This is a genomic window from Flavobacterium qiangtangense (assembly GCF_042658345.1).
Taxonomy (GTDB): Bacteria; Bacteroidota; Bacteroidia; order Flavobacteriales; family Flavobacteriaceae; genus Flavobacterium; species Flavobacterium qiangtangense.
On the sequence record NZ_JBHSQB010000004.1, the window covers coordinates 392,565 to 411,700 of the forward strand.

The following is a 19,136-nucleotide window of genomic DNA, read 5'->3' on the forward strand; positions in this document are numbered from 1 at the left end:
TAATTGAATGATTTAAATATTTAAAAATTGAATGCTTCTGAGGCAGATCAACCGCCTACTCGCTTTACTTTAAAGCCTTTATCTTTTAAAATAGTCATTATTTTGTCACGATAATCGCCTTGGATGATGATTTCTCCGTCTTTAAAACTGCCACCAACGGCTAATTTGCTTTTTATTTCTTTGGCAAGAATTTTAAAATCTTCGTCTTCGCCTGTATAACCTGAAATTATTGTGGTTGCTTTTCCTTTTCGTTTTTCATATTTGCAGATCATTGGTTCTTTCTGTACCCAAAGTTCTTTTGGTTCAGAGGAAGTTTCTTCGACTTCATGGGAAGGTTGGTGATCTGGGAAAAGGTTTTTTAATTGGTCTTGTAAATCCATTTTTAATTAGATAATATTATATTGACATAAAATTTTCTGTTTTTTTTAGCAACACAGATTTGAGAAATTTTAAAAATTAGAGAAATTTCTCATGTGGAGCTTCAATTTTTACAATTACGTAAATTTCATAAATTGGTCTTGCTAAAAATATCTATGTGTTTTGGACACAGATTTTAAAAATTGGAAAAATAAGAGAAATCTTTAAGTGATGCTACATTTTTTTGATTTTTAAAATTTCTCAAATCTGTGTTGCTAAAAAAAATTAAAATCTATTTTTCTTAAAATCATTAGTAAAAATTTTTCTTATAAATTGCGGGTCTTTCCCAAAATTCAAAACCAAGCCAATTTCACAATCTGTAGCTTTTAAATAATTTAAGATTTGATTTTCATGAGGTTCAGTTAAATATTCGACTGCTTTGAGTTCAAGAATTACTAAGTCGTTAATAATAATGTCAGGGATATATTCTCCGACAACTTCCATTTTATAATAGACTGCGAGTTTTTTATTACATTGAACTTGATAACCTCTTTTCTTCAATTCAATAACCATCGCATTTTGGTAAACTCTTTCTAGAAAACCATAACCAAGTTCATTATAAACATCATAATAAATCCCGATAATTTTTTTCGTCAATTCTTGATGCGGAAAGTTCTTCATGTAAAATTGTGTTTGGCGTTTAAATTTATTTTCTCCATTTTTCAAATTTTTTTAATCTGTGTTCCAAGTAAACTACATGTTTTAGAGACAGATTAAAAAAATCTATTTTACAAATTAAAAAAGACATCAAGCAAAACTCAATGTCTTTTCAAATATATAAAAGTAAAACTTATTTTTTGATTAATCCCAAATCAACCAAGCGTTCATGCAAGAATTCTCCAGCAGAAATGTCTTCGTATAATTTTGGATTCTCTTCATCGATACAGTTTTCCAAGCAATCCAAACGCATATCGCTTACCGGATGCATGAAAAACGGAACCGAATATCTTGAAGTTCCCCACAATTCCCTCGGCGGATTTACCACTTGATGGATTGTAGATTTTAATTTATTGTTGGTGTGACGAGAAAGCATATCGCCAACGTTAATCACCAATTCGTCTGGTTCTGCTATTGCGTCAATCCATTCTCCATTGTGATTTTGAACCTGCAAACCTTTTCCTTGAGCGCCCATTAAAAGCGTAATCAAGTTGATGTCCCCGTGTGCCGCAGCGCGAATTGCATTTTCTGGTTCTTGTGTAATTGGCGGATAATGAATTGGTCTTAAGATTGAATTTCCTTCTTTTCCAAAATCATCAAAATAAAATTCATCCAAACCTAAATGTAAAGCCAAAGCTCTCAAAACATAAATTCCTGTTTTTTCAAGCATTTGATACGCTTCTTTTCCAACTTGATTGAAACGAGGCAATTCTTTAACTTCAACATTATCAGGATATTCAGAAGCCCATTTTGAATCTTTGTCAACATATTGACCAAAATGCCAAAATTCTTTTAAATCGCCTTCTTTTTTGCCTTTTGCATGCTCTTTTCCAAAGGAAACATAACCACGCTGTCCGCCAATTCCTGGGATTTCATAAGAATATTTGGTTTCTAGTGGAAGCGAGAAGAAGTTTCGAATCTCGCCATACAATTCATCCACCAATTTGTCATCTAAAAAATGACCTTTTAAAGCAACGAAGCCAATTTCTTCAAATGCTTTTCCGATTTCATTTACAAATTTTTGTTTACGTTTCGGGTCGTCCGAAAGGAAATCACGCAAGTCAACACTAGGAATATTTTGCATACTCTTTTAAAAATAGATGTTAATAACTTTGCTCGGCTTTAAGCCTTATTATCACAAATGTATCAATTATTTTGAGAATCTAATTTCAAAAGTTATCAACATTTTTTTACCACAGATTCGCAGATTTCTTTTTAGCCAAGAATTCACGAATTTTTCTAATTAATTTGAATCTGAGCTGAAAAGAATAACCCCATATTTCCAGACTTTTTTAATTTGTGAATTCGTGGCGAAAACCACTGCAGAAAATTCTATAACAATCAATTTAATTACTGTTATTTTTTTATACTTTTGGGCGAGCTATAAAATCACGCAAACCTTTTCGTAAACCACTATGAATTTCGATAGAAAAAATCTGACCAACGAGCAATTATTAGACTTATATAAAAGAATTTTAAAACCTCGATTAATTGAGGAAAAAATGCTGATTCTGATCCGTCAAGGAAAAGTTTCCAAATGGTTTTCAGGAATCGGGCAGGAAGCTATTGCCTGCGGCGTAACTGCGGTTTTAGATAAAGACGAATATATCTTACCAATGCACAGAAACCTTGGTGTTTTTACAGGAAGAGATATTCCGTTGCACCGATTATTTTCACAATGGCAAGGAAAAGCAAACGGATTTACGAAAGGAAGAGATCGTTCTTTTCACTTTGGAACACAAGAATTTAAAATTATCGGAATGATTTCGCATTTGGGACCACAATTGGGGGTTGCTGACGGAATTGCTTTGGCCAATAAATTAAAGAAAAACGGAAAAGTTACCGCCGTTTTCACAGGAGAAGGAGCAACCAGCGAAGGAGATTTCCACGAAGCTTTGAATATCGCTTCTGTTTGGGAATTGCCGGTGATGTTTGTCATCGAAAATAATGGTTACGGACTTTCAACTCCTACGAATGAACAATATCGTTGTGAAAATTTAGCCGATAAAGGAATCGGTTATGGAATGGAATCACATATTATAGACGGAAATAATATCTTGGAAGTTTTCAATAAATTATCAGAATTAAAAGCGTCAATGATTGAAACGCCGCGTCCTGTTTTGTTGGAATTTAAAACCTTCAGAATGCGTGGCCACGAGGAAGCGAGCGGAACTAAATATGTGCCACAAGATTTGATGGACATGTGGGCAATCAAAGATCCTGTTGATAATTACAGAAAATATTTAAAGTTGACCGATGTACTTTCTGAGGAAGTTGACGAAGAAATTCGTGCTGAAATCAAGAAAGAAATTGATGAAAATTGGGCAATTGTTCAAGCTGAACCAGAAATTGAAGCAACTTACGAAGGAGAATTAAATGATGTGTATAAACCTTATGATTTTGAGGAAATTACGCCTTCAGAAAAAATCGTAAATATTCGTTTGATAGATGCGATTTCGGAGAGTTTAAGACAATCGATGGAACGCCACGAAAACCTAGTAATCATGGGCCAAGATATTGCAGAATATGGTGGCGCGTTTAAAATTACCGATGGTTTTGTGGCGCAATTTGGAAAAGAAAGAGTAATCAACACGCCAATTTGTGAAAGTGCCGTAGTTTCAGCAGGAATGGGGCTTTCCATCAACGGACACAAAGCAATCGTTGAAATGCAATTCGCCGATTTCGTTTCCACAGGATTTAATCCAATTGTAAATTTATTGGCTAAATCACATTACCGCTGGCTAGAAAACGCTGATGTTGTGGTTAGAATGCCTTGCGGTGGTGGAACCCAAGCTGGTCCGTTTCATTCACAAACAAATGAAGCTTGGTTTACCAAAACTCCTGGTTTAAAAGTAGTTTATCCGGCGTTTCCTTATGACGCAAAAGGACTTTTAAATACTTCAATTAATGACCCAAATCCGGTGTTGTTTTTTGAGCACAAACAATTATACAGAAGCGTTTACCAGGATGTTCCGAAGGATTATTACACGCTTCCGTTAGGAAAAGCTTCCTTATTGAAAGAGGGAAAAGATGTAACGATTATCGCTTTCGGAGCTGCGGTTCATTGGGCATTGGATACTTTAAAAAATAATCCAGAAATTAGCGCTGATTTATTGGATTTGAGAAGTTTGCAACCTTTGGACACCGAAGCTATTTTTGCTTCCGTAAAGAGAACTGGAAAAGTGATTATTTTGCAAGAAGACACGATGTTTGGTGGAATTGCAAGCGATATTTCGGCAATGATTATGGAAGAATGTTTCCAATATCTTGACGGACCCGTGAAACGTGTGGCGAGTTTAGATTCTCCAATTCCATTTACAAAAGCACTTGAAGACCAATTTTTAAGCAAAGTAAGATTTGAAGACGCCTTGAGAGAATTATTGGCTTACTAATATTTAAACTAATTTTAATCCCGTTTGATTAATCGAATTGAATTTTTAGTTTTCCTATAAATTACAAAAACTTCAATAAAAAAAGGCCGTCTGTTATGACGGCCTTTAAAATTATAACATCAAAATATTATTTTTTTGACTCTTCGATAGAAACTTTTCTAAATTCTTTAAGAAGTTTTTCAAGCTCTAAAGTTGCTTTACGCGCTCTTGCACCTGCAGCTTTTACACCTTTTTCAGTTAACGATTCTGATTCTGTTTTAAATGTTTCAAATTCTGCGTTGATTTTCTCGATTAAATCTTTCATGATTTTTATTTAAGTTATGTTACAAATTTAATATTTATTAAAGATTTTCTAAATAAAATAGCTGTTTTTTTTAAAACAAAATAGAAAGAAATATAGCTTTTAAATATTTTGCGTTTAGGTATTTTAAAATCAAAGTGTTGGCTTCTTATAAATGACCAAATATATGGATATTTATTTTTTTACCATTTTTATTCTGCTACAAAATCAAATGTTGATTAACAAAATTAAATTGAGGCATATCCTTTATTAGGAGAAACTTCACACAAATAATTGTAGAAATATTGTGCAAATTATGCAATAATTCCACACAATTACCCACCTTAAAACCTCCGAAATAGCTGTATTTGCTACAAAATGTTCGTTGGCACGACCATTGCTCTATTGTTTACACCACAAAAAAATGTAAACCAAATAAGACAAACGGTATGGAAGGCGATACAATTACATCAAAAGAATTTTACTCCCCAGAACATGATGCAGGGATTATCGATGAACAAGTTTTAAATAACTTCATCCTTCGAGTAAACAAATTAACATTTAAGCAAACTTTTTTAGATAACGCTTTTGCAAGAATCAGCAAACTAAATACTTTGGTGATTTTGGGAACTTTTGCGTTGTTATTTGGCGGTGCTTATTTGGCTTATGAATTTCAAGACGATTTTGAGCAGTTTAATTTAGATAGAATGAATTCAACAATCGGATTATCATTTATGATTGTTGCCGGAGCGCTGTTTTTTTTCAAACTTTCTTTCTTTATCTACAATGTCGTTTTATATTTCAAATACAAGCCAATTGAGTCTGTGAGTGATGAAGAACTTCCAACGGTTACCGTTATTGTTCCTGCTTATAACGAAGGAAAGTTGGTTTATGACACTTTGATGAGTGTCGTGGCAAGCGATTTTCCAGAGCAAAAAATGCAATTATTGGCGATCGACGACGGAAGTAAAGACGATACTTGGTATTGGATGCAAGAAGCCAAAAAGAAATTAGGCGACCGCGTTGAGATCTTTCAACAGCCTAAAAATGCAGGAAAACGTCACGCACTTTACCGTGGATTTAATCTTGGAACTGGAGAAATTTTTGTAACTATTGATAGTGATTCGATTGTAAAACCAGATACTTTAAGAAATTTAGTTTCGCCATTTATAACCAATGAAAATTGCGGAGCTGTTGCAGGAAATGTGCAAGTTTTGAACAATCAAAAAGCAATGCTTCCGAAGATGTTGAATGTAAGTTTCGTTATGAGTTTTGAATTTATTCGTTCGGTAGAAAGCATGCTGGGAACGGTTTTATGCACGCCAGGAGCTTTGGCCGCTTACAGAAGTTCAGCGGTTTTTAAATGTCTTCCAGAATGGATTAACCAAACTTTTATGGGCCAACCATCTGATATTGGTGAAGATCGAGCAATGACAAATATGATCTTAAAACAAGGGAAAACTGTTTTGTTCCAAAGAAATTCTTATGTTTTGACAAACGTTCCAGAAAGATACACCGGATTATATAAAATGTTCATCAGATGGGGAAGAAGTAACGTTCGTGAGAACTTGATGATGGCAAAATTTGTCTTTACAAATTTCAGAAAAGAATCAAAAGCGGGAGCAAGATTATTGTATATCAATCAATTTTTGTCAATTGCAATGGCATATCCGTTCTTGTTATTTATGCTTTTTTTCATCGCGGTACATCCTTTATTATTTATTGCTTCAACGTTTGCAGGAATTTTGATTGCGGCAAGTTTTCCAGTATTTTTCTACGCAAAACGCCACGGAATCTCAGAATCAGTTTGGGCATACACTTATAGTATTTTATACACCTTCGGATTATTCTGGATTATGCCTTACGCAATTGCAACTGCAGGAAAAAGAGGTTGGTTGACAAGGGAACTTTCTTAAAATTCTACATATAAATTAAAAAAATCCAAGATGGTAATTTCCAATCTTGGATTTTTTTTATAAATTATTTTCTAGTAATAAAGCCGAAAATCAAGCAATTTGCAAATCGTATAATGTTTTTCGTGTAATGTTTCCACAATTTCCACAACGTCATCTTCGTCTTGGCATAAGCTGAAAAAAACTTTATCGAGATTACTGCTTGTAACTTTGCTGGTGTAATTTCCATAGCCAGAAATAGCGCGCGCTCCGGTAATATCTAAAAAATACTGCGATTCTTCGGCTGTCAAATCTAAAGGTTTTGAATTGGCAAAATGAATGATCTTTCCACGCATTTTTCCTTCAAAAAGTTCAGCAATTTCTTCCAAGCTGTAATAATAATTGTTCAAGCAAATGTTATTTTCTTCGCCTTTCATCACCAAATAAATGATCTCATAATTGGTAAAATTGTGGTCGTCATAAAGAAGCGCGGTCAGACTTTCTTCTAAACTTTCAATAGTATCACAAACTTGGTAAATACTTTCAATTCCTTGGATGGCGAGCTGTTCCAAGCTTTTTGTGGTTTCTGTTTCATGTTCGTTTTCTACATCTGGAACTGCTTCCAGACTGAAAATAAATTTATCATATTCCATATTGACTTCGTAAAAATAAAAAGGCCCGACGTCATCATCGGGCCTTTAAAATTGATGATTGCTAAAAACTATTTTTTCTTTTTCTCCGTAAAAACAGTGGCGATATTTCTTCTTTCTGATTCGTCTAAATCAGAAGTTTTTTTCAATTTATAAGTAAACTCAGCCACTTCTTCTTGCGTCGATGGACATCCCAAGTTCTGTCCTTTTGAATCAAAAGCATCGGCTAAAAGTTTTCCTTCGGTATCAAAAATTTGCCAAAACGGAATTCCTGAATTTTCAGCTTTTGATTTTTTCAACATATCCAAAGCTCCCGGATTATCGAGGTTTTTCTTATCGCCTCGTTCATTTACGGTTAAAAAAACAGTCACATAACTTCTGTCGAAAAAAGGTTTAATTAACGGAACATTCATGTTTTTTTCCATCAATTTACACCAACTACACCAGGAAGCATGATACATTACAAATACTTTTTTATTTTCTTTTTTAGCCTGAGTCATTGCTTTTTCAAGAATTACCGAAGCTTTTTCTTGAGCTTTTACGGTAGAAATTGTTCCTAATAAGAACAGACATAACAAGAGCGTTTTAATTTTCATGTGGTAAATTTTTTGAGATGATGAAATTACGGAATTATTGTAAATATTTAATCAAGTAATTTAAAATAAAAAAGCCACTGCGAGAGTGACTTTTTTGACCAAAAATAATACTAAGTTTTAATTTCTTGCTGGCGGAATTTCCCCCTTTACAGGAACTTCGCCTGCTGTGTTGTCCATTTTTGAATTATCAACACCATTTGTGTGGTCGTTCATGGTGTCTTTGGTTCCAGTACTTATGGTGCCTTCACTTGTGTATGTTTTTTCTGTTTCAGTCGTTGAGTTTTGTTGCATAACGGCATCTTCTTCGCTATTTGTTTGTTTACAAGAAGCAAAAATCATTGTCAATGATGCGATCAGCAAAAATGCGAAAATGTATTTGTCAATTCCTTTCATAATCATTGTTTTTTAGGTTGACTACAAAGTTGAGAATTATCGAAAGAAATCATCTTACACGATTTTCTGAAATGGTTATAAGTTTAAAATCTATTGTCACCATCAAGCAAATTCCCGATTCCGCCAAGCAAACTTCCTTCGTCGCGCTGTTTACCGCCGGCTTGTGGTGCTGTGGCCCAAATTCTTCCTGCCAATCGACTAAACGGAAGCGATTGAATATAAACAATTCCGGGACCGCTTAATGTGGCATAAAACAAACCTTCGCCTCCAAAAATTGTATTTTTAATACCGCCAACAAATTCGATATCATAATTTACATCTTGTGTAAAACCAACTATGCAACCAGTATCAACTTTTAAAACTTCGCCCACGGCAAGTTCTTTTCTGGCTAAAGTTCCTCCGGCATGAATAAACGCCATTCCGTCGCCTTCAAGCTTTTGCATGATAAAACCTTCGCCTCCAAAGAGACCTCTGCCCAATTTTCTTGAAAACTCAATTCCCACTGAAACTCCTTTGGCAGCGCATAAAAAAGCATCCTTTTGGCAAATAAATTTTCCGCCATAATTTGTCAAATCAATCGGAACAATTTTTCCTGGATAAGGAGAAGCAAAGCTTACTTTTCGTTTTGCGTGAAATTGGTTTAGAAAAACAGTCATAAAGAGACTTTCGCCTGTTAAAAGACGTTTTCCGGCCGAGAAAAGTTTTCCCATTACGCCTTGAGTTTGGTTGGATCCGTCCCCAAATATGGTTTCCATTGAAACGCCGTTGTCCATCATCATAAAGCTTCCGGCTTCTGCTACAACGGCTTCTTGCGGATCTAGTTCAATTTCCACATATTGCATTTCTTCACCAAAAATTTGGTAATCGATTTCGTGTGATGTCATAAGATTTTTAATTTTAATGTATGCTCAAATTTTAAAAAAAAATTTAATAAACTAAATTATAACGGTACTTGTTGCAATTAAAATCCATTTATTTTTACAGAATTTCCAAGTTCTTGTTAACCGATAATTTGCTTTAAAATGAAGACTCAAATATTTGCCTTGACGACTTTCAAGAGTGTTAACAATTGCAATATTGTTGAAAAGGCTAATTTCTCTTTCTAGCACATCGAGCTTTTCAATTTTCAAAATTTTTGGATCATTGATTTGAAGATTATCAATTCCAATAAAAGTTTCTCCATTTTCATTAGTGTAGACAATATCCTTATGGATAATTTGACGCAACAATCCCCTATCATTATTTGTCAATGCATTAAGTAGCTCTGATTCAGCTTGATAAATTATTTCTTGATGCGTTTTGGGCATTATGGTAATAATTGGGTTACTAAAGTTAGTGATTATTTCTTTAAGTCAGCAAAATATTTTTTGTTTATAAAAATCCTACTAAAATATTAGTTAAAAAATAATTTTAAAATTATCTTCTTCCTTAAATTTGTATCTACAAATAATATACTTTAAAAATGGAACAATTACAGGGGAAGAATGCTTTGATTACAGGCGGAGGCAAAGGTTTGGGTAAGGCAACTGCTTTGGCTTTAGCTGCTGAAGGTGTTAATGTTGCAATAACTGGAAGAAATGAAGATATTCTGTTGGAAACTGTGGCTGAACTGCAAGCTTTTGGTATAAAAGCGATTTATTCAGTTTTTAACGTAACAAATTTAGAGGAAACTAAAAAATCGATAAATTATATAAAAGAGGCTTTTGGGCACATTGACATTTTGATTAACAACGCAGGAACGGCAACTTTTGGAAGCTTTCTGGAAATGGATCCTGTAAGATGGCAAGAAATTTTAAATGTAAATGTGATGGGAATTTACAATGTCACTTATGAAGTTTTACCGCAAATGATTGAGAGAAGTACCGGAGACATCATTAATGTGGCGTCAACTGCCGGTTTGCGTGGCAATGCGAATACCACCGCATATTCTGCATCAAAATTTGCGGTTGTGGGGCTTTCAGAAGCATTAATGATGGAGGTTAGAAAACACAATATCAGAGTTTCAACCTTGACTCCAAGCACGATTGCTACAGATATGTCGCTTTCATTGAACTTAACTGACGGGAATCCAGACAAGGTTTTGCAAGCAGAAGATTTTGCAGAATTAATCGTGGCGCAATTAAAATTAAACCGAAGAGCGATGTTAAAATCAGCATCACTTTGGTCAACAAACCCGTAATGAATTGAAATAGATACAAAAAAATCCCTTCGAATTGAAGGGATTTTTGATTTTATAAATATCCTAAAAGCCAATAAATAATAAAGAATAAAATGATGGTACCAAGGCAACCGCCTCCTAATTTTTTGGCTCCCCATCCGGCCAAAATTGTTTTGAAAAATCCGTTCATAGCGTTAGTTTTTTAATGTTTGTAATTAAAGTTAACTAATTCTATTTAGGTTCTTTTTATATTTAAGATAGTTTTACCAAATCAATACTTTCCACTTAACAAAGCACCACCAATCGGAACTTTTGTTTCCAAGCCTAATTTCTTCATCATTTCATAAGTCGTGCAAATCGCCGCAGTTGTGACCGGAATACCAATTTCTTTTTCGATTAAATCAACAGCTTCCAAAGAAGGCATTTGAACACATGCGGAAGCTACCAGAACGTCAACGCCAGTTAAATCTAAACGTTTGTAAATCTCCAATAAATTCATAGGATTTTGAGCGGCAACTTCCAGATTATCTGAAATTTCTAAAGCTATAAAATCCACAACTTCAAAACCTTGATGTTCAATGTAATCAACAACTAATTGCGTCAAAGGTTTCATATAAGGTGTAATTACGGCAACTTTTTTCGCTCCTAAAACTTTTAATCCGTTTATCAAAGCGCCAGCACTTGTAACAATTGGAGTAGGGAAGTCATTTTTCACAGTTTCTTCGTGGAGATTGGTTTCAGAAACACAATGATAACCGCGTCCCATGCTCATAATGGCAACCAGACAGGCATAACCCATCACGTCAACTCTTGCGTCAGAAAGCTCTTGGGCGCACTTCAAACTCATTGCATCCATGGCTTCCAATTCTTCTTTGGTAACTTTTTTCATTCGCATTCTGCTAGAATGGAATGTAAATCTTTCTGGAAAAATGGTTTCTCTCGAACGAAATAATGCTGGAATTTCTGTTTCCATCGTTACGTTACTTGATGGAACTATTTGTCCTATTTTGTATTTTTTCATTTTTTGGGTGTAAGGTTTTGGGTTCAAGCTTTTGCCTTTTGGATCTTAACTTTTTACTATATTAAAATTCTTTTACGGTATTCTTAATTGTTCCAATTCCTTCCACAGTCGCTTCCACAACATCACCTTCCCACATCCATTCTTGAGGCGTTCTTCCTGCGCCAACGCCGGCCGGAGTTCCTGTTGCAATAATATCTCCTGGCTCAATTGTAAAAACAGTGCTCAAATCTTCAATCAAATCATTTATATTGAACAGCAGAAATTTAGTGTTAGAATTCTGTTTTTCAACGCCATTTAATTCTAATGACAAATTCAAATTATGCGGATTTTCGATTTCGTCTTTTGTTACAATATACGGCCCCATCGGAGCAAAAGTATCTTGACCTTTTGAAACAATCCATTGTCCTTCGCGACGGCAATCACGTGCAGAAATATCGTTGATTATTGTATATCCAAAAACATAATCCATGGCGTTTTCTTTGGAAACATATTTTCCTTTTTTACCGATTATGACCGCCAATTCAACTTCCCAATCTAATTGTTGTGTCAATTTTTTGTTCAACAAAATATTGTCATTTGTCCCAATAACTGCAGTTGGCGGTTTTGAAAAAATAATTGGTTTCTGCGGAAGCTTGCCTGTTGTATCAAGGTTTCGTGCGCTTTCGGCAACGTGTTCTGTATAATTTAATCCAATTCCAATAATGTTTTTTCTAGGTTTTGGAATCGGAGCCAAGATTGTTGCTTCATCAAATGAGTACGAAATTTCATCAAGAGATTCTTGGTCTAAATCTTCCAAAAAATCATTAATTTCTGGAATAATTTCAATTCCCAAGTCAATTAATTCGAGCATCGTGGACGGAAGCGGGAAATTTACGGTTTCGCCAAAATCTTCCATATCAACAATTTTATTATTGTGGACAAATCCTAATCTTGCTTCTGATTCTTGTGTTTTATATGTAAGTAATTTCATTATTGGGTAAAAGGTTTTGGTATAAGGTGAATTAAATTGTGTTGTTAATGTCTGAAATCTGCTATCTAAACTCTGTTATTTAAATAACTTTCTGAAAGCCTCCATTTTCTTCGTAAGTTCGCTCTTGATACAATCCCAAAGACTCAATTACGGGCAAATCATTGAAAGAAAACAAACAAGCATCTTCAGTGTCGCTTAAATTGACGTGTTCGTGAACTGCCCAAGACGGTATGCAAAAAATATCTCGTTCTTTCCAGTCGAAACGTTTTCCGTTTATAACAGAATAGCCTTTTCCTTTAGCGCATTGATAAACGAAAGAACCTGTGTGTTGGTGGGCTTTTGTATGTAGTCCTGGTTTCAATAATTGCATCGAAGCGCCCATTGTTTGCATCACGTGACCGCCAGTTTTTGGGTTAGAATAATGCATTAAAATTCCGTCATAAGGTGAACCTTCGTTTATTTTTGCCATTTCTAATAAAGCTGGATAGACATTTTTCCATGAATATTTAAACAACGGAGAATATGGTTTCTCCCAAATTCCATCGGCTGGCAAAAGTCCTGAATTTCCGAAAGTTATAGGTGAAAAATTAACCGGATGCTTTAAGTCTTGTTTTCCATCATAAACTGCATAATCGTTGGCTTCCAAAGCATTAATTAACGGAATATCCAAACCGTCTTGCCAGATACACGTTTTTCCATCCGCATTTACGCCATGTTCGTGCCAAGTTGAATTCGGAGTAATCACAAAGTCATTAACTTCAAACGTAATTTTATGTCCGTCAACCACTGTATAACCGCCTTCGCCTTCCATAATAAAACGCAATGCCGAAGCCTTGTGGCGATGTGCCGAAGTACTTTCTCCAGGTCGCGTCACTTGAATTCCGGTATACAACCAGCCAACTGCCGCGCTCACATCTTTTCTGTTATCATTTACCAAATAAACCACGCGTCGTCCTGCTTGTTCTGGCGTTACCAATTCAGATGATTTCAAAACTAATTCGCGCAAATTATCATATTTCCAAAGCATTGGAACGGATGATGTTCGTGGTTCCCAAGGTTCAATATCATTGGCAACCGTCCACAAAGCACCAGCTCCCAAAGTTTCTAATTCTTTGTAATAGGCTTCTAATTCTGGAGTCGTTTGAACTCTCGCTCGGCCAATTTGATCGTCGTTGAATTTTCCTTCCATTTTAATATTTTTATTACTTTCCTAACCCTGCTAGGGTTTCAAACCCTAGCAGGGTTAAAAATTTAATCAATTAATAAATTAGCAACATCATTTAAATCTTGTTCAATAGTATGGAATTCTAAGAAACCGTCTTTGTTTTGAAATAAATCAATTACTTCTTTTCTCTTTATTTTGGTTGATTTCTCCGAAATTATACTTTCATAAGAAGACCAAGGATAATTCCAAATATGATCTGTAAATCCGTGGTGAACCGGATTATTATGGATGTAAAAAATTACTTTTTGTAAATAATTATTTGATGTTATGATCTTTCTTTCAAAAGGTTTTTCAAATAAGCTACCAGTTCTTTTAAATCGTTTATTAATAGATTGAGTATAAGCATTGAAAAAATGCGAAAACTGTTTTGAAGCAGTAATTATTTTTGCTTTTTCAACTGTTGAATACTCAAGTTTACTTTTGTCAATTTCTGTGTCAATTTTTAAATATACCAAAATGTGAAAATGATTTTTCATCAAACACCAAGCATACGTTTCTGCTATTGGCTCAATATATTTTTCATACAATTTTAAAAAGTAGTAATAAGAATCGGCATCATAAAAGAGATCAATTCCGTTATTTCCTCGATTATAAATATGAAAATACTGACCTTGAATTAATGGTTGTTTGTGTTCTGGCATAATGGCGATTATTTTTATTTTTTAAAATTTTTAACCCTGCTAGGGTTTCAAACCCTGGGTTAAAAGTGTTACCGTTTATGAAACTCTTCGTGATTATCAATAAAAGTAATCTTCCTCGTTGGAGCTACATTTACTCTCAAATCAAAAATATCAAAGCGATTGTAATGTCCTAAGATATCGTGCATTTGTTTTGGTTGGATACATTTAGCCAAATCAATTTCGGCATAAACAATTCCTTCGTCATCAATCAAAGGTTCGCCGACAACAGCGCCATTTGGGCCAATAATTCCCGAAAAAGCTGAATTTTTTCGAGTCAATAATTCTTCTACATTTGGAACATCTGGTTTTAACGCATCCATAATTTCTTTGGAAATTGTTGAACACGAAACCACGGTAAACAATTTTCCTTCAAACGAATGCGCTGCCGCACGAATTTTTATAGCTTCCGCCATATCATAATCTGGTGGGGCAACCGGAAGCGAAATGTAATTGGCAATATGAATCAATTCGCCTTGCGAAAGCAATGTAAATCGCGCCAAAGTATTTGTGTTTTCGCCACAAGCCAAAGTTCCAATCGGGCCAATTTCAGTGTCATAGACTTTTAAAGAAGAGCCGTCACCACTTGTCCAAGTTAGTTTTTCTGCCCAAGTCGGGACTAATTTTCGATGTTTACCGATAACTTTTCCTTCGTTATTTATAATCAGATTTGTATTGTAAATTTCTCCGTAGCTTTTTCCTTGCTCGTTAATTCCAATAACAATGTGAGCGTTGAATTTTTTCGCTGCATCACAAATTTTCTGAACTTCTGGGCCGTCCGCTAAAACCGAGCATTTGTATAAAACTTCATACCATTTACTTCCTTGAACTGGCGTCATAATCCAATTCCAATAAGGATATCCGGCAATAAAAACCTCCGGAAAAGCCACAAGACTCGCTCCGTTTTGAGTTGCTTCTTTGATAAACGAAATAGCTTTATCGACAGTTGCTTCCGCATTTAGAAAAACGGGAGACGTTTGAACCGCTGCGGCTTTAAATTTTGGAAAATTCATTTTAATTGCAAATTATTAATTACGAATTATGATTCTTGAAATAGGTATTTAGAAATTTTTTCTTTCATTTCTTCTGAAAAAACTTCAGCTTTGATGTCGTTTCTTTCTTCGTTAAAAGCTACATTTACCACAGTCACTTCGCCTTCCAAACACGTTTTATTATTTTCATCGGCAAAACGAAAACCACAGTTTACAGAAGCACCGCCAAGATTTTTAACCCAAAGTGATTTGGTTAAAGTTTCTCCTAAACGTGCCGCTTTTTTAAACTGTACTTTTAAATCAACCGTCGGGATTCCATTGGTTTCGTGAATTGTTGAAAATGGCCTTTCCAAAGCTTCTTCGAACCAATCTTCCACCAAATCATTTAGCATTTCCAAGAATCTTGGATAGAAAACAATTCCGGCATAATCAACGTGTTTGAAACGTATTTTTTCTTCTTTTATAAAATAATTATTCATATTTTAAATCTATTTTGACTAGTGGCTATAATTAAAAACTTTCAACACTAGCTTTCTTCATATAATATTTAAACGTATCCGGAATTGCATTTTCATCTAATAAACATCCCGTTTCTAATTCAGGGTAAGTCTCAGCAAACGTCTGGATTTTAGTTCGGTCAACACGCATACTGACAACGCTTCGATCCACATCATCTGGATGACGAATTCCGGCAGAAGCCATCAAATCCATTGCATTTTTAACCGTTTCGTGCTGGAATCTTGCCACACGAATGCTTTTTTCTTCGGGAACCAAACCTTTAACCAACTTCGGATCTTGCGTTGCAACACCAGTCGGACACGTATTTGCGTGACATTCTAACGCTTGAATGCAACCCAAAGCGAACATCATTCCTCGGGCTGAATTACACAAATCAGCTCCAGTAGAAAGTGTTTTTATAATGTCAAAACCGGAAATAATTTTGCCACTGCAAATAATTTTTATTTCTTCCTTAATTCCAAAACCTTTTAGCGAATCATACACAAAAGCCAACGCGTCACGCAACGGCATTCCCACGTGATCCGAATATTCGATAGGTGCTGCGCCAGTTCCACCTTCACCGCCGTCAACCGTAATAAAATCGAAGAAAGTTTGCGTTTCGACCATTGCTTTACAGATCGAGAGAAATTCCGATTTGTTTCCAATACAGATTTTCATCCCGATTGGTTTTCCGCCAGAACCTTTTCGCAATAATTTTATAAAATCCATTAATTCTAACGGCGTTTTGAAAGCCGAGTGGGTTGGTGGCGAAATAATATCTTTTCCTTTTCCAACCAAACGAATTGCAGCGATTTCATCAGTCACTTTTTCCTTCGGAAGAATTCCTCCGTGGCCAGGTTTTGCGCCTTGAGAAAACTTGATTTCAATCATTTTTACGTTTTCAAAATGCGCTCTTTTCTCAAAATGTTCGTAGGAGAAATTTCCATCATCATCGCGACAGCTGAAATAACCCGTTCCAATGTTCCAAACGATGTCGCCACCGCCTTCAAGATGATAGGGTGAAAGCCCGCCTTCACCAGTATTATGGTAAAAACCGCCTTGTTTTGCGCCAGCATTTAAAGCCATAATCGCATTTTTACTTAGCGATCCATAACTCATTGCACTAATATTATACAAACTTGCAAAATAGGGTTTCTCGCATTGCGATGAGCCAATTTTTACTCTCGGATTCATATCAATTTCTGCAAACGGAATCGCTTTTATACTGTGGTTTATCCATTGATAACCAATGTTATAAACATCTAATTGTGTTCCGAAAGGGTGCGAATCGGATTCTTTTTTGCTTCTTTGATACACCAAACTTCTTTCCAAACGGTTAAAAGGTGTTCCGTCTAAATCAGTTTCTACGAAATATTGCCTGATTTCTGGCCCGATGGATTCTAATAAATAACGCATTCTTCCTAACAGCGGAAAATTTCTTCTGATCGTTTTTTTGGACTGAAACATATCATAAAATCCCATAATGATCAACGGCAAGAATATCAATAAAAGGAAAATGGCTTTCCAATTAATGTATGTCATCAGCGCGATTATCGATAATGACGTGATACTAAAGACTACAAATACTTTCCTCATTCTGTTGGATTTTGACTTTTATTATTTAGGCTAATATTAGTGAATTTTAATCAATTCTTGGCAGAAATCGCTTTCAATTTGAATCGCTGAATTTTACCAGTTTCTGTTTTTGGAAGCATCTCTAAAAAACGAATTTCCCTCGGATATTTATAAGGCGCCGCATTTTCCTTGAACCAATTTTGAATTGATTTTGCGTATTCTTCACAAGCTTTTGACTTGTCATTCAAAACGATAAACGCGCAAACTAACATGCCACGATTTTCATCCGGAAGCCCAACGACAGCACATTCAGCAATGTCTTCATGTTTTAAAAGCACACTTTCCACTTCAATTGCCGCAATATTATATCCTGAAGAAATAATCATATCGTCGCCACGAGCCACGAACCAATAATAGCCGTCTTCGTCTTTTCTGAAAATATCTCCGGTCAGGTTCCAGCCGTTTTGCACATATTCTTTTTGTTTGTCGGTTCGGTTTAAATATTTGCAACCCGTGATTCCTCTGACAGCCAATTTTCCGGGTTCATTTGTTCCTAATTCATTTCCTTTTTTATCAACTATTTTTGCTTCGTATCCAAAAATAGGCTTTCCAGTGGAACCTTTTTTCATATTTTCTTCGCTGGAAGCTATGAAAATATGAAGCATTTCTGTGGCTCCAATTCCGTCGATAATTTTCAATCCGGTTTCATCAAACCAATCATCCCAGACTTTTTCGGGCAAAGTTTCTCCCGCAGAAACACATCTTCTGAGCGAAGAAATATCAAAATCTGCCACTTTTGTTGCTAAAACTCGGTATGCTGTTGGTGCTGTAAACATAACCGAAACTTTGTGTTCCTGAATTGCTTTCAACAATAATTCTGGCGAAGGTTTTTCGATCAAAAAAGTGGAAGCTCCATAATAAAAAGGAAATAAAACCAGACCTCCAAGACCAAAAGTGAATCCTAATGGCGGACTTCCTGTAAAAATATCTTCTGGCTTTGGCTGCAAAGCATATTTTGGAAAAGCTTCACAAATTAGCAGAATATCTTTGTGATAATGCGATGTCATTTTAGGGTTTCCTGTAGTTCCTGATGTAAATCCGATTAAGCAAATATCATTGGCTTTGCTCGGAAAATTGGTAAAATATTTTGGCTTGTTGTGCATCAAAACTTCTAATTTTGAAGTCGAAGTTTCTGTTCCGTCAAACGTAATGACTTGTCTTAAAAATTGAGATTTTACCGAAGCCATCGCTTCTTCGAGGCGGTAATCACAGAAAGCGTGCGAGATTTCAGCGCTGTCAATCATCACTTCCAGTTCTTTTTCGCGGAGCAAAGGCATTGTGGCAACAACAATTCCGCCAGCTTTTAAAATAGCAAACCAAATAGCCACAAACATCGGATTATTTGCAGAACGAATCAAAACGCGGTTGCCAGAAATCAAGCCCAAATCATCGACCAAAACGTGCGCAATTTGGTTCGACTTTTCATATAAATCTTGAAAATTCCACGTTTTTTCAAAAGTTCGAATGGCGATATTTTGTCCGCGACCTTCCTTAATATGATTGTCTAATAATTTTTCAACGCAATTCAAATCTTCAGGCAACTGAAATTCTTCGCCATCATAAATATAATCAGGTTGGAGTTTTTGCGAAGGAAGATGTTTTTGTGCGAAATTATCTTTGTACTGTGTCATTTTTAGTCTTTATTTAACTCCGACAGAGTTTAAAACTCTGTCGGAGTTACTC

20 protein-coding genes are annotated in these 19,136 nt (G+C 35.3%); 3 read left to right on the plus strand and 17 right to left on the minus strand.

Annotation, left to right across the window (positions count from 1 at the left end):
- Positions 1–47: 47 nt before the first annotated feature.
- The 3 genes from ACFPVY_RS04905 to ACFPVY_RS04915 all read right to left on the minus strand — a co-directional run bounded on the left by ACFPVY_RS04905 (position 48) and on the right by ACFPVY_RS04915 (position 2,158).
- Positions 48–380: a translation initiation factor gene (locus tag ACFPVY_RS04905; RefSeq protein WP_379790708.1), complete on the minus strand. Its 333-nt coding sequence runs from the start codon at positions 378–380 to the stop codon at positions 48–50.
- A gap of 262 nt (positions 381–642) precedes the next feature.
- Entirely contained in the window at positions 643–1,083 is a 441-nt protein-coding gene (locus tag ACFPVY_RS04910) for a GxxExxY protein (protein WP_379790710.1), read from the minus strand.
- 124 nt (positions 1,084–1,207) lie between these two features.
- Positions 1,208–2,158, minus strand: a complete 951-nt coding sequence (locus tag ACFPVY_RS04915) for an isopenicillin N synthase family dioxygenase (RefSeq protein ID WP_379790712.1) — start codon at positions 2,156–2,158, stop codon at positions 1,208–1,210.
- A gap of 331 nt (positions 2,159–2,489) precedes the next feature.
- Here ACFPVY_RS04915 and ACFPVY_RS04920 point away from each other — a divergent pair, with 331 nt between their 5' ends.
- On the plus strand, positions 2,490–4,466 hold the full coding sequence (locus tag ACFPVY_RS04920) for an alpha-ketoacid dehydrogenase subunit alpha/beta (RefSeq protein WP_379790714.1): 1,977 nt from the start codon (positions 2,490–2,492) through the stop codon (positions 4,464–4,466).
- A gap of 127 nt (positions 4,467–4,593) precedes the next feature.
- On the opposite strand, the gene ACFPVY_RS04925 is transcribed toward ACFPVY_RS04920, so the two are convergent.
- Complete coding sequence (locus ACFPVY_RS04925; RefSeq protein WP_379790716.1) at positions 4,594–4,770, minus strand: histone H1; 177 nt, start codon at positions 4,768–4,770, stop codon at positions 4,594–4,596.
- A gap of 425 nt (positions 4,771–5,195) precedes the next feature.
- Between ACFPVY_RS04925 and ACFPVY_RS04930 the strand changes: the two genes are divergently transcribed.
- Positions 5,196–6,662, plus strand: coding sequence for a glycosyltransferase family 2 protein (locus ACFPVY_RS04930; RefSeq protein WP_379790718.1), 1,467 nt, complete (start codon positions 5,196–5,198; stop codon positions 6,660–6,662).
- A 71-nt stretch (positions 6,663–6,733) separates the two neighbouring features.
- On the opposite strand, the gene ACFPVY_RS04935 is transcribed toward ACFPVY_RS04930, so the two are convergent.
- From ACFPVY_RS04935 to ACFPVY_RS04955, 5 genes are all read right to left on the minus strand, one after another.
- Positions 6,734–7,291 (minus strand): DUF6642 family protein, encoded by a 558-nt coding sequence (locus tag ACFPVY_RS04935; protein ID WP_379790720.1) that lies wholly within the window; start codon positions 7,289–7,291, stop codon positions 6,734–6,736.
- 68 nt (positions 7,292–7,359) lie between these two features.
- Entirely contained in the window at positions 7,360–7,884 is a 525-nt protein-coding gene (locus ACFPVY_RS04940) for a thioredoxin family protein (protein WP_379790722.1), read from the minus strand.
- 117 nt (positions 7,885–8,001) lie between these two features.
- Positions 8,002–8,277: a hypothetical protein gene (locus ACFPVY_RS04945; RefSeq protein WP_379790724.1), complete on the minus strand. Its 276-nt coding sequence runs from the start codon at positions 8,275–8,277 to the stop codon at positions 8,002–8,004.
- Positions 8,278–8,360: 83 nt separating this feature from the next.
- Positions 8,361–9,161 carry a TIGR00266 family protein gene (locus ACFPVY_RS04950; RefSeq protein WP_379790726.1) on the minus strand — a complete coding sequence of 267 codons (801 nt, stop codon included), beginning with the start codon at positions 9,159–9,161 and terminating at the stop codon, positions 8,361–8,363.
- 51 nt (positions 9,162–9,212) lie between these two features.
- Positions 9,213–9,584: a nuclear transport factor 2 family protein gene (locus ACFPVY_RS04955; RefSeq protein WP_379790728.1), complete on the minus strand. Its 372-nt coding sequence runs from the start codon at positions 9,582–9,584 to the stop codon at positions 9,213–9,215.
- Between the two features lie 155 nt (positions 9,585–9,739).
- Between ACFPVY_RS04955 and ACFPVY_RS04960 the strand changes: the two genes are divergently transcribed.
- Positions 9,740–10,456 (plus strand): 3-ketoacyl-ACP reductase, encoded by a 717-nt coding sequence (locus ACFPVY_RS04960; protein ID WP_379790730.1) that lies wholly within the window; start codon positions 9,740–9,742, stop codon positions 10,454–10,456.
- 250 nt (positions 10,457–10,706) lie between these two features.
- Here the strand turns inward: ACFPVY_RS04960 and ACFPVY_RS04965 are convergent, their stop codons facing one another.
- From ACFPVY_RS04965 to ACFPVY_RS05000, 8 genes are all read right to left on the minus strand, one after another.
- Positions 10,707–11,456 carry a maleate cis-trans isomerase family protein gene (locus ACFPVY_RS04965; protein ID WP_379790731.1) on the minus strand — a complete coding sequence of 250 codons (750 nt, stop codon included), beginning with the start codon at positions 11,454–11,456 and terminating at the stop codon, positions 10,707–10,709.
- Positions 11,457–11,517: 61 nt separating this feature from the next.
- On the minus strand, positions 11,518–12,426 hold the full coding sequence (locus ACFPVY_RS04970; RefSeq protein WP_379790733.1) for a fumarylacetoacetate hydrolase family protein: 909 nt from the start codon (positions 12,424–12,426) through the stop codon (positions 11,518–11,520).
- 79 nt (positions 12,427–12,505) lie between these two features.
- Positions 12,506–13,615 (minus strand): cupin domain-containing protein, encoded by a 1,110-nt coding sequence (locus tag ACFPVY_RS04975; RefSeq protein ID WP_379790735.1) that lies wholly within the window; start codon positions 13,613–13,615, stop codon positions 12,506–12,508.
- A 62-nt stretch (positions 13,616–13,677) separates the two neighbouring features.
- Positions 13,678–14,292, minus strand: a complete 615-nt coding sequence (locus ACFPVY_RS04980; RefSeq protein ID WP_379790737.1) for a transposase — start codon at positions 14,290–14,292, stop codon at positions 13,678–13,680.
- Between the two features lie 68 nt (positions 14,293–14,360).
- Positions 14,361–15,341: a carbon-nitrogen hydrolase family protein gene (locus ACFPVY_RS04985; RefSeq protein ID WP_379790739.1), complete on the minus strand. Its 981-nt coding sequence runs from the start codon at positions 15,339–15,341 to the stop codon at positions 14,361–14,363.
- Between the two features lie 26 nt (positions 15,342–15,367).
- Positions 15,368–15,799 (minus strand): acyl-CoA thioesterase, encoded by a 432-nt coding sequence (locus ACFPVY_RS04990; RefSeq protein WP_379790741.1) that lies wholly within the window; start codon positions 15,797–15,799, stop codon positions 15,368–15,370.
- 31 nt (positions 15,800–15,830) lie between these two features.
- Entirely contained in the window at positions 15,831–17,414 is a 1,584-nt protein-coding gene (locus ACFPVY_RS04995; RefSeq protein WP_379790743.1) for an FMN-binding glutamate synthase family protein, read from the minus strand.
- 50 nt (positions 17,415–17,464) lie between these two features.
- Positions 17,465–19,084, minus strand: a complete 1,620-nt coding sequence (locus ACFPVY_RS05000; RefSeq protein ID WP_379790745.1) for an AMP-binding protein — start codon at positions 19,082–19,084, stop codon at positions 17,465–17,467.
- Positions 19,085–19,136 lie beyond the last annotated feature (52 nt).